Genomic DNA, 19,430 nt, shown 5'->3' on the forward strand with positions numbered 1-19,430 from the left:
CTGCTCTGCCGGAGCTTTCTCCGGCACCGATTTCTGTCTCATCTGCGCTCCTGAATGGCTGCGATGATCCAGAAATCCTCCCTTCCCGAAAATCCCGAATCTGTCTCAAGGGCGCTGACGGCGGACAAGATCGAGCAGCAAACCGAGCGTGAAATTTTGCGTCGCTTTCCGCAAGTGACCCGAACCTTCTCCCGCATCGGCACCAGCGCGGTTGCGACCGACCCGATGCCGCCGAATGAGAACGACCTCTACATCTTCTACAAGCCGCTCGACCAATGGCCGCAAGGTCCGGACATGCCGCGCAACAAGAGCGAGCTGGTTGCGGCGATCGAAAAGGCTGCCACTGCGCTGGCGCCGGAGCAGTCATTCCTTTTCGCGCAGCCTATCGAGATGCGCTTCAACGAAATGTTGGAGGGCACGCGGGCGGATCTGTCGGTCAAGATATTCGGAGACGACTACGACGTGCTTGAGCGGCTCGCCGCGCAGGCGCGAGAGGAATTGCAAGGCGTGCCCGGCACCGCCAATGCCGCATTCGAAGCGGCCAGCCGCACCCACAGTGTGGTGGTCGAGATCAATCACGACGCGATGGTGCGGTTGGGGCTGGGAACCGCCGAGGTCAACCGTGCCATTGCGTCAGCGATCGGTGGGGACGAGGTCGGCTTCATCGCGGACGGAGAGCATCGACACGCGATCGTCGTTCGTATGCCCGAGTCCTTACGCGCGGACACAAAATCGATCCTCTCCCTTCCATTGCGCGTCGGCGCGTCCGGCCTTGTGCCGCTGGACCGCGTTGCAAGTCTGCGCGAGATGAGAACGGTCGAACCGATCCTGCACGACAATGGTAAGCGCCGCGCCGCCTTGATGGTCAATCTCAACACCAGCGACATCGAAGGTTATGTGACCGCAGCGCGTGCACGCCTCGACGGCAAGCTTGCGCTGCCTGAATCCTATCGCATCGAGTTCGGAGGCCAGTTCCGTCAGCTAGAAGCGGCCCGAGCCCGTCTGATGATCGTCGTGCCGGCGGCGCTGCTGATGATCTTCTTGCTCGTTTATTCGGCGTTGGGGAGCGTCCGTCATGCCGCCGTCGTCTATACCGGTATTCCGTTTGCGATCACCGGTGGCGTGCTGGCACTCTGGCTACGTGACATGCCATTCTCGATCACCGCCGCGATCGGCTTTATCGCGGTCTCCGGCATCGCGATGCTGAATGGTCTCGTTCTGATCGATCATATCAATGCGTTGCGGCGGAAGCTGCCTGTTATCGAGGCAGTCCGGCAAGCCGCCACGGATCGGCTCCGTCCGGTATTGTCGACCGCCATGGTCGCGGGAATCGGCTTCGTACCGATGGCGATTTCACAGGGCGCGGGAGCGGAGGTGCAACGACCGCTCGCCACTGTCGTCATCGGCGGCGTCCTGTCGTCCACCGTTCTGACGCTGCTGCTGTTGCCGGCGATCTACCGATGGATGGAGCGCCGCTCCGCAGCCGTCGTCGAACGAGAGAAACAGCCGTTGGAAGTGGAGGTTTCAGCATGAAAAGATCGAATCGGCTCCGTGACGTGGCAATCTTAGCCGCTATGACGTCACTTTTCTTTGTCTCGCCGGCCCTCTCGCTCGCAAGTTCTCCTGTCCATGACAATCAACCCAGTCCTTTCTACGTGCAAAACCTGCCGGCGGAAGTGCGGGCAGGCCTTCAAAAATACAGGAAGGTATGTGGCGATGAATTGACAACAACGCGTGGCTTCAGCCGCTTCATTGACGTTGGGAACGTTCGTCTCATCGCTCTTCATCTTCATGAACTCAGATGTGGCGACCGCCTTACGTTTTGTAGCAGCGGAAAATGCCTCCATCAGGTCTACATGTCGCACCACGGACGATATCATCTGGTGATGAGTGTCAGGGCAAATGAAGTCACGTTGAGAGGCCTGGACAACACTCCGGCGATTGAAGTTGAATGCGGCTTTGGACTACAGCGTATGTGGCGATGGAACGGTAGGCGTTTCATCGGAAGATAGCATCATTGATCAGCCTGACCGGCCAAGTTTCCAGATCGATCTCGAAGGCAAGGCGCCTTTTCCTATGTGCTCAGCGCCGCGTTACAAAGCCTTAGAAATGTAATTCAGGACCATGTTCCATGCGAGCCCTTCATAAAGAGAACCATCTGATCGAACGAATAGGTTGGCTTCGCGCAGCGGTGCTAGGCGCCAATGACGGGCTGATTTCAACATCGAGTCTGATCGTCGGTGTTGCCGCCGCGACCGCCGCTTCCCACGAAATTCTGGTTGCTGGCGTAGCGGGGCTCGTCGCCGGAGCAATGTCGATGGCTGCAGGCGAATATGTGTCGGTCAGTTCCCAGGCCGATACGGAAGAAGCCGACATGGCGCGTGAGCGCCGCGAACTTGCCACGCAACCTGAAGCGGAGCTGGCCGAACTCGCCGCGATCTACGAGCAGCGTGGTGTAACGCCCGAACTGGCGCGACAGGTCGCCGAGCAGATGATGGCAAAGGACGCCTTCGGGGCCCATGCGCGGGATGAACTCGGACTGACCAGTCATGTGATGGCGAAGCCAGTTCAAGCGGCTTTCACTTCGGCGGTCACCTTCGCATCTGGCGCGACTTTGCCGCTGGCCGTCGCTCTCCTGTCGCCGGCCTGGACCGCCACCTGGACCGTCTCCATTGCCTGCCTCATCGGACTTGGCGTTCTCGGAGCGATCGGCGCTCGCGCTGGCGGCGCCAGCATATGGAAACCCACTCTTCGGGTCGTGTTTTGGGGAGCAGTCGCCATGGCCTCAACTGCGACCATTGGTGCCCTCATCGGTCGAGCCGTCTAGTTCGCGGAGCTCTCTATTTTTTAATCGATTTTGCACTCGATATTTGCATCGCTGCAGAATGGGATTTTCTGCGATGTATTCCAGCGGTACCCAATCACACATGCCGCGGACTTCAGGACTAGGAGAGAGCCACTGCGTACGCGGCCCAGATTTGGAAAGAGCTAGTCATTTCCTCATAGACCCGGGAGAAGCAAAATACCGGATACCTTGTACTTGGTCCGATATCAGCTCCGCGTTCGGTTCGGCGCACCCGTTTGGGTGGGGCTATTGGCGGCAGCCGGCGAACGCTGAAAGATGAGAGGATCACGATGCCCCAAAATAAATTAATCGCAGATTCAATCACATATGCGTTCGCACTTTTATCCAGTACGGCGCGCCATTCTCCTTGTGAGATTGGCTCTTTCCCCCACACATTGTCCTTGTTATTTCTGTAGCCTGCCGTCCGGCCATATCAGCCGTCACGCCTGCAGCGCCGTGCGCGCGGCCAGTATCTCGGGCCAGCGCCTTTACACTCGCCCTTGAAAGTGAAGGCGCGTTCTAGCTTTGTGTCAATCGAACGCCACGCCGATGCGCGTAGCGCTCCGCCAGACTATTCGACACTGTGAGCAAGCGCCGCCAGGTTCTATTTTCAGCTCGAAGGCATCCGGAATGTTCAGGGCAGCAGGAACTTCGAGGCAGGCGCCTGTGTCCGACAAGTTTCGGACGACGCAACTTATCACGGACGATCGCTGATTGAGAATGATCTTCCCCGTCAACAGCGTGCGGCGACGGCGAGTGGTGCGACGCTCCGTCATAACCAATACCAAACGACGCCGCAGGCGGTTGTCGCTGCCCCGCGTCTCGCCTCGACGGCCACCTTCGCGATTCCCGTATCGCGTGGCAGGTTATTGGCGAGTATTTTGAAGACGAGAGCCCCCGGCATAGCGCACTCGCAATACTTCAACGTAGAAACACCATCCGCGCGGTTTGGCCGAGCAGGACAAAGGCCAAAGATTCGTCCCAGTAGCTCAAGACTCCCAATCTGAATCGTTGGTGGTTCATGAGGGCCAAGGCACAGCTGATAGCCGCGCTCATAAACAGCATCATCGTAAGCGCTTTCCCGAATCCCCAGGGCAGCGGGCTTTGAGCACCGGCAAAGATCAGCACGATCAAAAGTTTGAGAGAAAGGCGACGGAGCACAAAGCGCGAGTCCGACGTCATTTTCGGCTCGGCTGCATAACGACGTCGTATCCGCGAAGAGGCAGTACGAAAGAGACACTGCGATAAACGCAATGTCGGTCGGGCAAAGGCATCCAAGCCCGTGCGGCGAAACCGAAACGCCGCTTTCAGAAAGGTTAAGGACAACGAATAAAGCAATCGCCGAAGACGAGGGCTTCGCGCGACGATGCGCTCGACAAGAACCATATCGATACCCACACTAGACCTCGGATCGAAATAAATCAGAGCGATCACATCGCTAGTGAAGTCGACGCGCCCGTGTCCGGTGAGTCTAAGCGGCTTGATATTGCGCAGGTAGTTATCGCCGAAGACCTTACAATATACGATGGTATATCCCGGATATTGTTTTGTATATCGGATCAACCCCGCAAGACACTGTCACTCAAGGAATGACGGTGATATCCAGCCAATGTCATCTAGCGGCTCCAACCCGCTGCCGACGCATGAGGATCAACGAGCAATGCCAAGCGACAGTAGTCGAGCAAGCGTGCCGCTCAGGTCGTTCTCGCGAGTCTGAATCATCAGTCTCGCCTGTGACGGCCGAGCGGCTCGTCACGGAGGTGAGACATGACTCTCCAATTTTTTACTCTGCCGGCTTCGCTCCGCGTTTCGCGGATCGCCTCGCCGAAACGCAATCCCGCATTCGCCGACCCGCGATGCGAGCGTGACCGTCCTTTCACGAAGTCTCCCCGCACGAACCGGACTCGACTGGTCGCGGCGTGGCGTGTCAATGGCGAGACCGGTCGGCTCGAATGCATCTGGATGCTTGACGCCGAACCAGACACGGGCGGCGGGTTGCGCCGATTGATCGAGCGCGCCGGACTCCTTCTTGCAGTTTACCAGCATGGTCGCTTTGCGGCGTGAGGCGTGTGATGCATTCCCTCACGCTGCATAAGGCCAGCACGGCGATGGTTCTGGTGTCCGCCGGCCTGGACGGGCTTCACCCCCGCCGGGGCGGCAATCCGTACTCGCGCAGAATCGCACGGTCGCGCGAAGGTGCGGACCCTCCCTGGTGAAGAGCGGCTGCGCTGCTCAAGCGCGGTCCGAATGCCGAGCGTCGTGAAGATGCATCGGTTTCATTATCCCCTCAGCCGACCAAGACCCCAAGCGCCGAAGACCGTGCCGAGAGGCGCATGGTCTCGGCGCTTGCGGCAGGAGATTCATCCAATGAATGCCCCCATCCTCAAGGCGGCTCTCAAGCCGCGCGGAAAAGACGAACGCAAGCTGTCGATGAAGGCGGTCCGTGAAGCCCAGAATGGGTTGGATGACACCTTCGAAAACGTCAAAGGCGACCGCAACGGCCTGATTGCCCGAGATGCGATCGAACGGCTGGCAAAAGACGGCCCCAATGAGGTTGCGCAAGAGCGACGCCTGCCAGCGGTTGTTCAGTTTTTTGGCGCTTTCAAGAATCCGTTCATTGCAGTGCTGCTGATCCTGGCTGGGATCAGCGCTGTAACGGACATCTGGCTTCGGCTTCAACATGGCGAGGATGCGGATCCGACAAAAGTCACCATCATCATCGTGATGGTGCTTGCCAGCGCCTTGATGCGCTTCGTTCAGGAGTACCGATCGAGCGCTGCGGCCGAAGCTCTGAAGGCGATGGTCCGCACGACGGCGACGGTTCTTCGTCGAGGATCGGCAACGTCAAATCCCGAAGCATTCGAAATCCCGATGCGAGAGATCGTCGCCGGCGACATCGTGCGTCTTTCAGCAGGGGATATGATCCCGGCAGACGTGAGGCTGATCGAATCCCGCGATCTGTTTGTGAGCCAGGCAGTGCTCACCGGTGAGGCCATCCCTGTTGAGAAGTATGACACGCTCGGGTCTGTCGCCGAGAAGTCCGCGGCGAGCGTAGCGTCCAGCGAAATGAACGCGCTCGACATGCCCAACGTCTGCTTCATGGGCACCAACGTCGTGAGCGGCACGGCGACCGCGCTTGTCGTTGCCACGGGTGCTCGCACCTATTTCGGATCGTTAGCCAAGGCGATCGTCGGATCGCGCGCTCAAACGGCGTTCGATCGCGGCATCAACAGTGTGAGCTGGCTGCTCATCCGCTTCATGCTCGTCATGGTTCCTGTCGTCTTTGTCATCAACGGCCTGACCAAAGGCGACTGGGTGGAAGCGCTGTTGTTCGGCCTTGCCGTCGCCGTCGGACTTACCCCCGAAATGCTGCCGATGATCGTTTCCTCGAACCTCGCGAAGGGCGCCGTAGCGATGGCGCGGCGCAAAGTCGTCGTGAAGCGACTCAACGCCATTCAGAACTTCGGCGCGATGGATGTTCTCTGCACGGACAAGACCGGCACGCTGACTCAGGACAAGATCATTCTGGAGCACCACGTCGACGTTACCGGGCAACCCAACGCTGACGTTCTCCGGTTGGGCTGGTTGAACAGCTACCACCAGAGCGGCGTGAAGAACCTGATGGATCAGGCCGTCGTGCGATTCGCCGGGGCGGAGCCAGCCATCACGAACACGGCCGCGAGCTACCGAAAAGTCGATGAACTTCCGTTCGACTTTGTGCGCCGCCGACTCTCAGTGGTCGTCGAGGGCGAGGACGGAGATCACTTGCTCATCTGCAAGGGCGCGGTTGAGGAGATGCTGTCGATCTCTACGCACGTCAGAAGAGGCAAAGATCTGATCCGCCTTGGTGACGTTGAGCGCAAGAATCTGGCTGCGATGGCTCGGGCGTACAACGAGGACGGATTCCGTGTGCTGGTCGTCGCCACCCGAGGGTTTGTGGCGTCCGAGGCCAAGACGCATTATGCCATCGCGGACGAAGCCGATCTCACGATTCAGGGGTTCCTTACTTTTCTCGACCCGCCAAAGGAGACGGCTGGACCAGCAATCGCTGCGCTCGCGGAGCATGGCGTCAAGGTCAAGGTTCTTACGGGCGACAATGCGGTCGTGAGTGCCAAGATCTGCCGTGAAGTAGGACTTGAACCGGGCCAAGCCGTACTCGGGCGCGACATAGAAAAATTGGACGACACCGCGCTTCGCGTTTTGGTCGAGGAGCGGACGATCTTCGCGAAGCTCACTCCGCTCCAGAAGTCGCGTGTATTGCAGGCGCTTCAGGCTAACGGTCATACCGTCGGATTTCTCGGTGACGGCATCAATGACGCCCCGGCGCTGCGCGATGCCGATGTCGGCATTTCCGTCGATAGCGGCGCCGATATTGCGAAGGAGTCGGCCGATATCATCCTGCTCGAGAAGAGCCTGATGGTTCTTGAGGAGGGTGTGCTGAAGGGGCGCGAAACCTTCGGCAACATCATGAAATACCTCAACATGACCGCCAGCTCGAACTTCGGAAACGTGTTTTCAGTGCTGGTGGCGAGCGCATTCATTCCGTTCCTGCCGATGCTGTCGATCCATTTGCTCGTGCAAAACCTGATGTACGACATTTCCCAATTGGCGCTGCCTTGGGATCACATGGACAAGGAGTTTCTCAGCAAACCGCGGAAGTGGGATGCCAAGAATATCGGTCGTTTCATGATCTGGATCGGGCCGACGTCCTCGATCTTCGACATCACGACGTTCGCTCTGATGTGGTTCGTCTTTGCCGCCAATAGCCCGGAGCATCAATCGCTCTTTCAGTCGGGCTGGTTCATCGAGGGCCTGCTTTCTCAAACGCTCGTGGTCCATATGCTGCGTACCCAGAAGATTCCCTTCGTCAACAGCACAGCGGCTTTGCCGGTCTTGCTGATGTCGAGCGTCATCTGCGTACTGGGGATCTATTTGCCGTTCTCTCCGCTGGGAGCAGCCATCGGATTGCAGCCCCTGCCTATCGCCTACTTCCCGTGGCTGGCCGGAACGCTGCTCTGCTACTGCCTCGTCGCTCAACTGATGAAGACCGTCTACATCCGCCGGTTCGGACAATGGTTCTGACGGCCAAGCGCATGAGAGGTCCTGATCATGTCCACATCACCGTTGATCCTGAGATTTGCGCCGCCGCAGGCTGGAGACTGCCCGCGACAAGGGCCGCCACCGCCGAGGCGACAAGCGCCGCGTCCGCCCCACAATCGCGAGCCGGGCGATGCCAGGTCGTCGCTTCGGAATCGGTTGGACAGACGTTTGTGTTGGGCTTTGGCGGTTTTGGCGATGTTCGTGACGCATGCGGCCGTTCACCTTGCTCGTCGCCGTCTGCTGGACGGTTTCAAGCTCAGATTCCTGCTGCGTTGCGGCGCACGGTTGAACAGAGCGGCGATATCGCGAATGCGGCGTTGCCGCTGGTGAGCCACACAAGCGCAAAACGATCGCTTGCATGGAACCAAAGTACGAGGCCCGGACCTGAACCGGACTTCGATCAGCAAGGAGCTTCAAATGGACGACCCATCTAGTCGCGGCGCGACCAACAACTCGCGCCGCTTGAATTCACGAGAAAACTAGGAGGGCAGCTCGCGGCTATTGGCGCCGGGCGCTCTCGCAACCCGACGCCAGGAGTAGCCCATGACTTATTTTACGACCCACGGACTTCCCAATTTCACTATCACCACCGGACTGAAGGTTTTCAGGCGTCGTCGGGTTCTTTTTTGCCGACTGATGGTGATCGCTTTCTACTTGCTGGCGCTCGGTCTTGTAGCGGTTCTTCAGGTAACCAAAGCGCACGCGCAAGAACTTCAAACGACTCCCGGCCATCCGGATGCGGCACGGCTCAACACTAGTGGACCGCAACCCATCCTGGCGATGCCAACGAAGGCACCGGGGGCCTCGCGTGACAATAAGGTGGAATCGGGCGGGCCCGACTGGTCGGGCGTCTATTTTGGCGGACACACCGGTTTCGGGGCTGGCAGCCTTGGCCCGGGAACGAACCCCGTCTTGAATCAGTCCGTTGGCCTGCCGCCTACGGTGACAGGAATGATCGGCGGCTTTCAGGGAGGCTACAACTTTCAGGCCAGCGATCGTTGGGTGCTCGGCGCGGAAGCCGATGTCACTTTTGTGAGCCCGCCCGATGAGACGCGACGGATACCGGCTCCCTTCAACACATCCCTGGATGTCGTGGGGACGGTGCGTGGCAGGATCGGCTATGCTTTTGGCCCATTCCTCCCCTATGCAACGGGAGGCCTCGCTTGGACACGAACGAACGTCGACATCAATGGCGATGACGGCAGCGTTTTGTCAAAACTGGGGCGCTGGCACGCTGGGTGGACGGCAGGCGCAGGTGTCGAAATGGCCTTGGGCGGACCATGGACGGCACGCGTCCAGTACGACTACCTCGATCTGGCTTCCTCGACCTATCGACTCGATGGTGCCGGACTGCGCGATGTGTCCGTCCGCCCCCGAACCCAGAGGTTCACGCTTGGCCTGAACTACCGACTGGGCGATGTGGCCTCGACACTCCCAAGACCACCGGCAACTGTCGAAATGTCGCCGGACTGGAATATTCATGGCCAGACCACATTCATCGCCCAAGGCTATCCCGCGATTCGTTCCCCCTACGCTTCCAGCGCCAGCCTGCCCGGTGGTGGGCAAGTTCGTGAGACGTGGACCGCGGACGCATTTCTTGGCGTGAGGCTTTGGGACGGTGGTGCGTTCTATTTCAATCCCGAGCTAGCCCAAGGCTTCGGGCTGAACGGGACGCTCGGACTCGCAGGCTTTCCAAATGGAGAAGCGCAAAAAGGCGGCGCTGAATTTCCGAAATTTCGGCCACAGCGCTACTATCTTCAGCAGACATTCGGTCTTGGTGGCGAGCAGGAGGATGTCGCAGACGGCCCCCTGCAACTGGCGGGGCGACGCGATATCGATCGCGTCACTGTCACGGTTGGTCGTTTCGCGGTTGGCGATTTCTTCGACGCGAATGCCTATGCCAAGGATCCGCGCGCGGATTTCATGAATTGGGCAATCTGGTCGTCGGGGGCCTATGACTTCCCCGCCGACCTTCCCGGCATGACGCGCGGTGCGGTCATCGAGCTGAATCGTAAGGATTGGGCTGTGCGAGCCGGGGCCTTCCAAGTGCCCAGGGAGCCGAACAGTGATGTTTTGGTCTTCAATGGGGGCGGCGGTGGCGCCGTCGAGTTCGAGGAACGGCACAGCCTGTTCGGGCAGCCGGGTAAGGTTCGGATCGGCGCTTTCATCAACCGTGGTTACACCGGCGCGTATCGCGACGCTATCAACCTCGCGCAAGCGAGCCCTCAAACAGATATCAACGATGCGATGACGGCCCTGCGCCGCAATCAGAATAAGTATGGCTTTTATGGAAATATCGAACAGGCTTTGACAGCTGACCTCGGGCTTTTCGCCCGTGCAAGCTGGAACGACGGCCGCACCGAAATCCTCTCCTTCACGGACATCGACCGCAGCATTTCCGGTGGTTTCTCCCTAAAGGGTTCTGCATGGGGACGGCCTGCGGACACGATCGGAGTCGGTGCTGCGGTCAACGGCCTCTCGAGTGCACATCGTAACTTCCTCGCCGCCGGAGGCACGGGGTTGCTGATCGGTGATGGGAGACTGCGCTACGGCCACGAGTCGATCGTCGAGGCGTATTACGCCTTGCGGGTCAACGGCTGGAGCACCGTCACCTTCGACTATCAGTTTGTTGCAAACCCCGCCTACAACGCCGACCGCGGACCAGCCTCGATTCTGTCGCTTCGCGCCCACGCCGAATTCTGACAGCGAGTGGAGTGGCAATTCCAGCAATAGCGCGGGCTTGCGCCTCGGGAGGGCGCGACCGACGCAACGAGATGGGAACACATTCAGATGGATTGGCAAAGCCTTGGCCACACCGCACTCACGCTCGGGGGCGCATTCCTTCTTGGCGGCTTGATCGGCTTCGAACGGCAATGGCGCCAGCGCCTGGCCGGGCTGCGAACCAATACCCTCGTCGCGCTCGGCGCGGCCATCTTCGTCCTCTTTGCCGGGCTGTTCCCCGGCGAGGCGAGCCCGACGCGCGTTGCGGCCCAGATTGTTTCCGGCATCGGCTTTATGGGCGCCGGCATCATCTTCAAGGAAGGGTTGAATGTGCGCGGGCTCAACACCGCCGCGACGCTGTGGTGCTCCGCCGCGATCGGCGCGCTGTGTGGGGCCGGATTTTTCTTTCATGCATTGATTGCGACGACGTTCGTCATCGCCGTCAACGCAGTTCTGCGCCCGCTCGTGCGCCTCGTTGAGCGCCAGTCATTCGCCGCAAGCCCGTTGGACAGCGCATATGCGATCAGCATCATCTGCCATGGAGAGGCTGAGGCGCATGTTCGGGCGCTTCTTCTTCGCGATCTCGCCGGTGCGCTGCACATCCGCGACCTCGAAAGCACGAATATCGAGGACACAAACCGAGTCCAGGTGAGCGCGACAGTGCGAGCCGACACTCGGCAGGATCGCCTTTTGGAACAGATTATCGGTCGTCTCAGTCTGGAGCCGCTGGTAACATCTGCTCGGTGGCGGTTCGAGCCAGGCGAGTGACCGAGAAGCAATAGTTATCTAGGTACACGGCGGAGTAGATTCTCCAGGGAAGAATATTGAAAGTAGGTAAGTTGATCGAGAAGGTGAACAATGCTCAAGATCGCCAATGATATACGTCCCGGATCGGCGCTGACGTTGATCGCGATGGGCGTTGCGATGGCCGGCATTTTTATCGCCGATACGGTCACGGACTACGCCATCGCAGCGGCCGTATTCTACACAGCGGTCATTCTCGTTGCGACACGCATCTTGTCTGGCACGGCTGTAGTGGCCCTCGCTTGCATTTGTGTCGCGCTGACCCTGATCAGTTTTTTCTTGACCCACTCCGGTGCGTATGAGGTCGGCATCGTCAATACCGGGATTAGTATCGTTGCGATCGGCGTTACAACCTATCTCAGTTTAAGGATGGTGGCTGCGAAGGCCGAGGCGCTGGAGGCGCGCGATCGGCTTTTGCGAATTGCGCGGGTCACGACGCTCGGTCAACTGTCGGCGTCGATCGCGCACGAAGTCAACCAGCCCCTGGCTGCCGTCGTCGCCAGCGGCGGCGCGTGCACCCGATGGCTTGCCCAGGAGCCGCCAAATCTCGACAAGGCCCGCCTCGCGCTCGACCGCATCGTCAGCGATGCCAACCGGGCAAGCCAGGTCATCGCGCGCATTCGCGCCCTTTCGAAGGGCGAGGCGCCGCGCCGACAACCATTCGACCTCAGGGAAGCTGTCATGGAAATCGCGACCTTGTCGCGCGGCGAGATCGAGCGTGGCGGCGTCGCCTTGCAACTGGACCTGCATGACGGCCTACCTCGCGTTTTTGCCGATCGGGTCCAGATCCAGCAGGTCATCAGCAATCTCGTCCTCAATGCGACCGAGGCGATGTCGGACCGCGCATTGCCCGAGCGTCGTCTGCGAATTGCCGCCTCGCAGGATGGACGGGATGCGATCGTTCTCGCGGTGGCCGATTCCGGCACCGGTCTGGCGCCGGGAGCTCGTGAGCACCTCTTTGACGCCTTCTGGACGACGAAAGAGGGAGGCATGGGTCTTGGCCTTACCATCAGTCAGACGATCGTTGAAGCGAATGGCGGACAGATTTCCGCGGCTCCAGTCCCTGGAGGCGGGACCGTATTTGAGGTGCGCCTGCCGCGCCACATGGAGGCAGCCTGATGAAAAATGAACCGACGGCGGATTCGCGGCCGCAGCCCATCGTCTATGTCATCGATGACGATCGGTCCGTTCGCGCCGCGCTCGAAGATTTGCTCGCATCCGTTGGGCTACAGGTGCGCTCGTATAGCTCGGTTGCCGAATTTCTGGAAAGCTCCATGCCGGACGCGCCCGGCTGCCTGCTGCTCGATGTGAGAATGCCCGGACAAAGCGGGATCGATTTTCATCGGCAAATGCCTGAATACGGCATTCATCTGCCGACGATATTCATCACGGGACATGGGGACATCACGATGGGCGTGAACGCCATCAAGAATGGCGCCTTCGAGTTCTTGACCAAGCCGTTTCGCGACCAAGACCTGCTGGATGCTATCCAACAAGCGATCGAAAAAGACCGGCGAAGGCGCGAGAGCGAAGCGCGTTCGCTGGATTTGAATGCGCGTTGGGAGACATTGACGCCCGGCGAACGAGACGTTTTCAAGCTCGTTGTAAAGGGCCTCCTCAATAAACAAATCGCCGCCGACCTGAATGTTAGCGAGATCACGGTGAAGGTTCGCCGTAGCCATCTCATGCAGAAGATGCAGGCCAAGACGATTATTGACCTTGTTAGAATGTCGGACAGTTTGAGCGTTTGAATCTCGACTGAGAGGAGAGCCCCTGCACCGCGAACTGGTGCGCGATCTGCGCGGGCGTGCCACCCCCCCCCTTTCAGAACACGGTATATTTCGAAGATACGTTGGTATATCGAATCTATATAAGATCATCGGCCAATGAGCGTCTGTAGCCGTCTATTCTAGGGTGAGAATCGGGAGGTCTTGCCTTAGCTGCGGTCGGGGCGCGATGGTCGTGGTAGATGGTGCTTACAGAGCGATGCTCGCAACGAGCGGACGATGGACCGTCGCGAGGCCAGGAATCATTTCGAATAGATCTCGGTCGCAATTGACCGATGCTTGAATTCCGCCAGATCCGGTATTTTCTTGCGGCGGCCGAATATGGCAGCTTCCGAAAGGCGGCCTTGGCCTTGGGAATACAGGAATCGGCGATCAGCCGTCGCGTTCGCGATCTCGAAGACGAACTCGGCGCTTCCCTATTTCAGAGGCACAACGGCGGCGTCTGCCTGACGTTGGCAGGACAGCAGTTTGTGCGTCGAGCACGCAAAGCACTTCAACAGATCGACTGCGGCGCGAAGGATGTGGCCGCCATAGGTCGCTCCGAGCGGGGGCATATCAAGGTCGGCATCTTTTCGTCGCTCGCGTCTGGATTCCTGTCCGATCTGCTGGGAGCCTACGGCAAGGAGCATGCAAGTGTACGGGTCGAATTTTTTGACGGCGATCCTGCGGATCACGTTGCCTCGATCCGGCGACTTCAACTCGATGTGGCTTTTATCACGGGAACCACACAGTGGTCGGACTGTGAAACAGAGCAACTTTGGTCCGAGCGAGTATTCGCCGTACTTCCCAGCGATCATCCTCTCTCTGAGAAATCGGAGCTTGGCTGGCGTGATCTTGTGGACGAGAGATTCATTGTAAGTGACGGTGCCCCTGGATCGGAAATTCACGACTATTTGGTTCAACGCCTCGCCGATCTTGGGCGTCACCCAGAAATCGATACCCAATACGTCGGGAGGGACAATCTCCTGTCGCTTGTGGCGATCGGCCAAGGCGTCACGGTCATGAGCGAGGCCGGGACGGCGGCTCAGTTTCCGGGAACTGCCTATCGGCAGCTTGCCGGCGAGGTTCTGCCGTTCTGCGCGGTGTGGTCGCCGCGGAATGATAACCCGGCCTGGCGCCGCCTCCTCAGTCTTGCGCGTTCAATGTCGCGCTCGGCTGCCGCCACAATCATTCAGACGGTTTCGGCAGTTCTTTTGACTTCCTCGCTTTCGCAAATCCCCGATCCGTGGCTATGAACCGCTCCAGCATCGGAGCGATGAGGCGAACGGGATCGGCCGGCGGTTGCCTCGCTTCGCGGCCGAGAATTTCTGCGTAGGCCGTTAGGTCGCGATGCAGGCTTGCCGGTAACTCCACCGTGACCTTCACCGGTTTGTCGTCGACGATCGCTCCCAATTTCAGCTTGGTCATGTCAGCCTCCGTAGGGTTCGAGAACGAGATCGCGGGTGACGATGACGCGGACGGGCAAGCCTGGCCGGATGGTGAGGGTCGGTGCGATGTTGAGCTGGCGCTGGACGATCTGCTGGCCGGTTTGACTGACGCTATTGGAGGCACCCTGTCGCAGCGCCCGCACAATATCGCTGTCCTGGCCAGACGAGCCCGCCTCCGCACCGATGCTCAGAATCGTGGAAAGTGCAGCGGCCTTGAACAGTTCGCCCCAGTGATAGTCGACGCCATCCTCAAGGCCCGCATAGCCCTCGGCGTCCGCACCAGGCTGACGCTCCAGAACGATGGAGCGGCCATTGGGGAAGATCAGCCGGTTCCAGACGAGAAGTATGCGCCTCTGACCGAAGCCGACGCCACTGTCATACTGGCCGATAACGCGCGTGCCCTGTGGCACAAGCAGGATCTTGCCGGTCGGGCTGTCATAGATGTTCTCCGTCACCTGTGCGGTGATCTGACCCGGCAGGTCGGAGCGGATGCCGGTGATGAGCGCGGCCGCGATGACGGCGCCGGCCTGCAGGACGTTCTTCGACGCTGGCGCGGCAACGCGATCCGGCGAGACAGTGCGCTTGTCGGGCGTCTGATTGAGGAATGCGAGCTGACGATCCTGCGCGGAGGGTGTCGCTGGCTGCGGCGCAAGGCCGAGGCTGGCGAGATCGGCCGACGGCGTGGCGGTCGCAGTCGGCTGTGTCGAAGCTCCAGCCGTAGCGGGCCGAGTCTCGGTGGATGCGAACAGCCGTGCGGTCCGAGCCGCCTCCAGTTCCTGCGCCCGGCGCTGTTCCTCGGGGCTCGGTCCCGTCGGACCTGATGCCGGTGCGCCGATCGGCGGCACTGTGCCACCGTTCTGCGCGTTGAGGATCGGGCGACCGAGGTCGCCGGGCAGCGGCGGGCCGAGCTTCGGGACGCCGGAATAATCCTTCGGCAATCCAGCCAGACCGTCCGGTGTCGAGCGGTTGTCCGTAGAGTAAAGCTCCTGACCCTGGCCGCTGTGACGAGTCTGGAGCGCATAGATCAGCGCCCCACCGACACCGAGGCTTGCCGCAAGACCCAGACCGGCCAGCACCTTGCGGGACAGGCGGGTCACACGCGGCGGCTCGGCGCGCAGCCGCATGGTCGCGGCCGGCTCGCCGGTCAGCGGCCGAGCGTCGTCGTCGGTCGGCTGAGGCTGGGGCGCCGAACCGGGCGTCCGGCCTTCCTCCTTTTCGGGATCGCGTTCGTCGCTCACGATGCCGGCCTCCCGTCGGTGCGGGAGATGCGGACACGCTTCTGGTTCTTGCCCGCGCCGAACCGCAGTTCGGCGGCGGCGAACAGTCGATCGACGATCATGTAGTTGCCGCGCACGCGATAGTTCACCAGCTCGGAGGTGTCGCCCTCCGGTCCGACCACGAACAAGGGCGGCATCTCGCCCTGTCCGATGCCGCGGGGGAATTCGATGAACACCTGCTTGCCGTCATCGAAGGCGCGCAGCGGCCGCCACGGTGCGCGGTCGCCGGTCACCTCGTAGCGGAAATTGACACGGGCGAGATCGATGCCGCCCGACACCGGCTGCGCGGCCTCGGCTTGGCTGTTCTGGCGGCGCAGCGCGATGAGCTGGTCCTGCGGATATTGCCAAGACACCGATGCCATATAGGTCGATGGCGTCGCGCGCAGCTCCATGTGATAGGTGCGCCGGTCGGTGTTGATGACGAGATTGGTCATCAGCTCGGCCCGCGTTGGCTTCACGAGGATATGGACCTGCTTGGCCGCGCCAACGCCGCTCTCGGTATCGCCGATGATCCAGCGCACTGTGTCGCCAGCGGCGACAGGACCGGAGCCGACGAGCTGCTCGCCGGGCTGAAGCGCGATGTCGGTGATCTGCCCCGGCGAGGCGTAGACCTGATAGAGCGCGCCATCGACGAAGGGATAGACCTGCATCGAGTTGATGAAGCCGTTGCGGACGGGCTGGACGCGCGCTGCGGCATTGGCCTGGTTGACGCGCGCGGCGGGATCGGACGGTTCCGGCTCGGGCTTGCCGTCCTTGCCGATGGGCTTCAACTGACCAGGCAGCGGGAGCGGTTTGGGAAGCTCCACCACCCGGACGGGCGCTGGCGGATCGGAGGTCTGCACAGCCGGCACCGCATTGTCGTAGGAAATCTCCGGCGGCGGGGTGTGAGTGGCGCACCCTGCCAGCGCCGAACCGGCGAGCAAGATTCCCGGCAAAGCGGATTTGCGGAAAACCGGAACTACGTGGATGAGCAAAGCCGGGAGCCCTGCACTCCAAGGGGCGGCTTTGCGGAGTGCGGGCGTCATTGTCCAAGCTCCTTCGACCAGTTGATGGCGTTGATGTAGATTCCGAGTGGGTTCTTCCGCAGCGTGTCGGCGTCGCGTGGGGGCTGCACGACGACGGTGAGGATCGCGGACCAGCGTTCGGTGGAGGCCAGTGAGCCGTCCTGATAGCGTCGCTCGATCCAGGCGATGCGGAAGCTCGACGGCGAGGCGCGGATCACCGACGACACTTCGATCGCGATCTGCTGCTTGCCGACCTTGGTGAAGGGGTCGTTGGCGCGCGCATAATCGTTCAGCGCGAGCGCGCCACCCTGTGTCGTGAAGTCGTAGGCGCGCAGCCAGTTCTGCCGCACGATGATGGCGTCGGACGGGATCGAGCGGACCTGCTCGATGAAGCGCGCGAGGTAGAAGGCGATTTGCGGATCGTTTGGCTGATAGTCGGCGGTCGCCGGCGCGATCGCCTGCGCCTGGCCGAGCCGGTCGACCTGCACTACCCAAGGCACGATCGAGCCGTTGGCGGACTGCCAGACCAGCGCGGCCGAAAGGCCGCCCGCGAGGGCCAATGATCCGAAGGCCATGTAGCGCCAGTTACGGGCCTGCACGCGGGCGGAGCCGATGCGATCGTCCCAGACCTGAGCGGCGCGCTGATAGGGAGTCTCGGGCTGAGGGGCTTTGCCGTAGTGGGTGGATGGTCGCTTGAACATGGTCAGTCGCTTTCGGAGAGGTTGACGGAGGAGCCGCCGCCATGGCTGTCGCCGCTACGCACGGCGTGGGCGGCGGCCTGAACGCCATGGGACATCTGCTGCGAGCGCTTCATGCGTTTCGCCCAGGCCGGCGGCCCGTCGCTGGTGGAAGACGCAGCTCCGGGAGATGCGGCCTCCGCGGTGGCGGTCGTCGCAGCACCGGATGCGCCGGTGGCGATCTCCGTCGCGGCCTGGCCACCGGCCTGATAGCTCTGCTTCAGGCTGTCGGCGGCACGACCGGCTGCGCGCTTCAGCGGTGAGACGGCCGCCTTCGCGCCGGTGCTGGCAACACTGCCAAGACCCGACGCGACGCCGGATGCGCCGGCCTGGCCGGCCGCGCCGAGGCTGTAGGCGGTGGAGGCGCCACCGGCGAGGGCTGCACCGCCACGCGCGGCGGCGGCAGCGCCGCCAGCAAGTGCAGCGCCGCCTGTCACGACGGCGCCGGCAGCGGCCGCGCCTGCTGCGACAACGCCGCCGGCGGCAAGACCAGTGCCAATGGCCGCGCCGGCGCCGAGCTGCGGGCCACCGGAGATGAGGCCGTTAGCGATGCCGGGACCGAAGATGCCGAGACCAAGCAGCGACAGCGCGGCAAGCACGATCGCCATGGCATCGTCGATCGATGGCGTTGCGCCGTTGAAGCCCGAGGTGAACTCGGAGAACAGCGTCGAGCCGATGCCGATGATGACGGCGAGCACCAGCACCTTGATGCCGGAGGAGATGACGTTGCCGAGCACGCGCTCGGCCATGAACGCCGATTTGCCGAACAGGCCGAAGGGAATGAGGACGAAGCCGGCGAGCGTGGTCAGCTTGAACTCGATCAGGGTGACGAAGAGCTGGATCGCCAGGATGAAGAACGCCAGCAGCACCAGCGCCCAGGCGAAAAACATGCAGGCGATCTGGATGAAGTTCTCGAAGAACGACCAGTAGCCCATCAGGCTGGAGATGGAGTCGAGCAGCGGCCGGCCGGCATCGAGACCAGTCTGCGCCACCTTGCCGGGGCGCATGAGATCGCTCACGGCAAAGCCCGTTCCCGAAGCCTTCAGGCCGAGGCCCGCGAAGCTCTCGAAGACGATGCGGGCGAGATTGTTCCAGTTGGAGATCAGGTAGGCGAAGACACCGACGAAGAGCGTCTTCTTGACCAGCCTCGCCATGATGTCGTCGTCGGCGCCCCATGACCAGAAAAGCGCGGCGAGCGTGACGTCGATGACGATCAAGGTGGTGGCGATGAAACCGACTTCGCCGCCGAGCAGCCCGAATCCTCCGTCGATGTAGCGAGTGAAGACCTCGAGGAAATGGTCGATGACACCGGTGCCGCCCATGTCAGCGAACCTCTGGCTGAGCGGGCTCGGCCTGCATCGCAGGCCCGGTCACGTCCGCTGGCGCACTGTCTTTGTGGATGGGAGCGGCCGACGCGGGCGCGCTTGGAAACAGCGTGGTCGGCGCAACCGGCGATGGTGATGAAACGGGGGCCGGCTGGCCGAGGAAGCGGCGCCGGTTCTCTGCCCATGCCTTCAGGCAATTGGGATCGCGCGTGCCGGCCTCGCCGATCTCGGAACAACGAAGCAATTCGGCGGCGAGAGGATCCGATGTTGTGACCGGACGGCCCTGCGTCGCGAGGACGTCCGTCGAAACGTCCTTGCGGTTCATCTCGATCGCGGTCGCCGTGATGGCGACCGCGACGAAGACGATGGCGCCGACGCGAGCGAGGGTCTTGCCGTCCATCGT

At 61.2% G+C, this 19,430-nt stretch carries 17 protein-coding genes; 9 read left to right on the forward strand and 8 right to left on the reverse strand.

Annotation, left to right across the window (positions count from 1 at the left end; genetic code table 11):
• Positions 1-63 precede the first annotated feature (63 nt).
• Positions 64-1,533 carry an efflux RND transporter permease subunit gene (locus IED13_RS26975; protein ID WP_248312793.1) on the forward strand — a complete coding sequence of 490 codons (1,470 nt, stop codon included), beginning with the start codon at positions 64-66 and terminating at the stop codon, positions 1,531-1,533.
• A 598-nt stretch (positions 1,534-2,131) separates the two neighbouring features.
• Positions 2,132-2,827 carry a VIT1/CCC1 transporter family protein gene (locus tag IED13_RS26980; protein ID WP_006022566.1) on the forward strand — a complete coding sequence of 232 codons (696 nt, stop codon included), beginning with the start codon at positions 2,132-2,134 and terminating at the stop codon, positions 2,825-2,827.
• A gap of 548 nt (positions 2,828-3,375) precedes the next feature.
• On the opposite strand, the gene IED13_RS29390 is transcribed toward IED13_RS26980, so the two are convergent.
• Positions 3,376-3,621, reverse strand: a complete 246-nt coding sequence (locus tag IED13_RS29390) for a PilZ domain-containing protein (RefSeq protein ID WP_080655009.1) — start codon at positions 3,619-3,621, stop codon at positions 3,376-3,378.
• Positions 3,622-3,766: 145 nt separating this feature from the next.
• Positions 3,767-4,243: a hypothetical protein gene (locus IED13_RS26990; RefSeq protein ID WP_124810153.1), complete on the reverse strand. Its 477-nt coding sequence runs from the start codon at positions 4,241-4,243 to the stop codon at positions 3,767-3,769.
• 369 nt (positions 4,244-4,612) lie between these two features.
• Here IED13_RS26990 and IED13_RS26995 point away from each other — a divergent pair, with 369 nt between their 5' ends.
• The 7 genes from IED13_RS26995 (at position 4,613) to IED13_RS27025 (ending at position 14,492) form a co-directional block, all read left to right on the forward strand.
• Positions 4,613-4,909 carry a hypothetical protein gene (locus tag IED13_RS26995; protein WP_006022569.1) on the forward strand — a complete coding sequence of 99 codons (297 nt, stop codon included), beginning with the start codon at positions 4,613-4,615 and terminating at the stop codon, positions 4,907-4,909.
• A gap of 303 nt (positions 4,910-5,212) precedes the next feature.
• A complete protein-coding gene (mgtA, locus tag IED13_RS27000; protein ID WP_006022571.1) occupies positions 5,213-7,927 on the forward strand; it encodes a magnesium-translocating P-type ATPase in 2,715 nt (904 codons plus the stop codon).
• Positions 7,928-8,488: 561 nt separating this feature from the next.
• Positions 8,489-10,648 carry a carbohydrate porin gene (locus IED13_RS27005; protein ID WP_006022572.1) on the forward strand — a complete coding sequence of 720 codons (2,160 nt, stop codon included), beginning with the start codon at positions 8,489-8,491 and terminating at the stop codon, positions 10,646-10,648.
• A gap of 87 nt (positions 10,649-10,735) precedes the next feature.
• A complete protein-coding gene (locus IED13_RS27010; RefSeq protein ID WP_006022573.1) occupies positions 10,736-11,434 on the forward strand; it encodes an MgtC/SapB family protein in 699 nt (232 codons plus the stop codon).
• A gap of 90 nt (positions 11,435-11,524) precedes the next feature.
• Positions 11,525-12,589 carry a sensor histidine kinase gene (locus IED13_RS27015; protein WP_006022574.1) on the forward strand — a complete coding sequence of 355 codons (1,065 nt, stop codon included), beginning with the start codon at positions 11,525-11,527 and terminating at the stop codon, positions 12,587-12,589.
• Positions 12,589-13,221, forward strand: a complete 633-nt coding sequence (locus tag IED13_RS27020) for a response regulator transcription factor (protein WP_006022575.1) — start codon at positions 12,589-12,591, stop codon at positions 13,219-13,221. Before IED13_RS27015 ends, IED13_RS27020 begins: the two co-directional genes overlap by 1 nt.
• Positions 13,222-13,532: 311 nt before the next feature.
• Positions 13,533-14,492 carry a LysR family transcriptional regulator gene (locus IED13_RS27025; protein WP_024343196.1) on the forward strand — a complete coding sequence of 320 codons (960 nt, stop codon included), beginning with the start codon at positions 13,533-13,535 and terminating at the stop codon, positions 14,490-14,492.
• On the opposite strand, the gene IED13_RS27030 is transcribed toward IED13_RS27025, so the two are convergent.
• From IED13_RS27030 to trbK-alt, 6 genes are read right to left on the reverse strand one after another with little or no spacing between them, the layout of a single operon-like run.
• Positions 14,425-14,664: a DUF2274 domain-containing protein gene (locus IED13_RS27030; RefSeq protein ID WP_006022577.1), complete on the reverse strand. Its 240-nt coding sequence runs from the start codon at positions 14,662-14,664 to the stop codon at positions 14,425-14,427. The genes IED13_RS27025 and IED13_RS27030 overlap by 68 nt on opposite strands.
• A gap of 1 nt (position 14,665) precedes the next feature.
• Entirely contained in the window at positions 14,666-15,922 is a 1,257-nt protein-coding gene (locus tag IED13_RS27035; protein ID WP_006022578.1) for a TraB/TrbI/VirB10 family type IV secretion system protein, read from the reverse strand.
• Positions 15,919-16,986, reverse strand: coding sequence for a P-type conjugative transfer protein TrbG (gene trbG, locus IED13_RS27040; RefSeq protein ID WP_006022579.1), 1,068 nt, complete (start codon positions 16,984-16,986; stop codon positions 15,919-15,921). The genes IED13_RS27035 and trbG overlap by 4 nt, the downstream gene beginning before the upstream one ends.
• Complete coding sequence (gene trbF, locus IED13_RS27045; RefSeq protein WP_006022580.1) at positions 16,983-17,666, reverse strand: conjugal transfer protein TrbF; 684 nt, start codon at positions 17,664-17,666, stop codon at positions 16,983-16,985. Before trbF ends, trbG begins: the two co-directional genes overlap by 4 nt.
• 2 nt (positions 17,667-17,668) lie before the next feature.
• The gene (trbL, locus tag IED13_RS27050) at positions 17,669-19,024 is read right to left on the reverse strand and encodes a P-type conjugative transfer protein TrbL (RefSeq protein ID WP_006022581.1); all 1,356 of its coding nucleotides are present in this window, start codon (positions 19,022-19,024) and stop codon (positions 17,669-17,671) included.
• A gap of 1 nt (position 19,025) precedes the next feature.
• Positions 19,026-19,427: a putative entry exclusion protein TrbK-alt gene (gene trbK-alt, locus IED13_RS27055; RefSeq protein WP_006022582.1), complete on the reverse strand. Its 402-nt coding sequence runs from the start codon at positions 19,425-19,427 to the stop codon at positions 19,026-19,028.
• Between the last annotated feature and the right edge of the window lie 3 nt (positions 19,428-19,430).

Source organism: Allobosea spartocytisi (assembly GCF_014764685.1).
GTDB lineage: Bacteria > Pseudomonadota > Alphaproteobacteria > Rhizobiales > Beijerinckiaceae > Allobosea > Allobosea spartocytisi.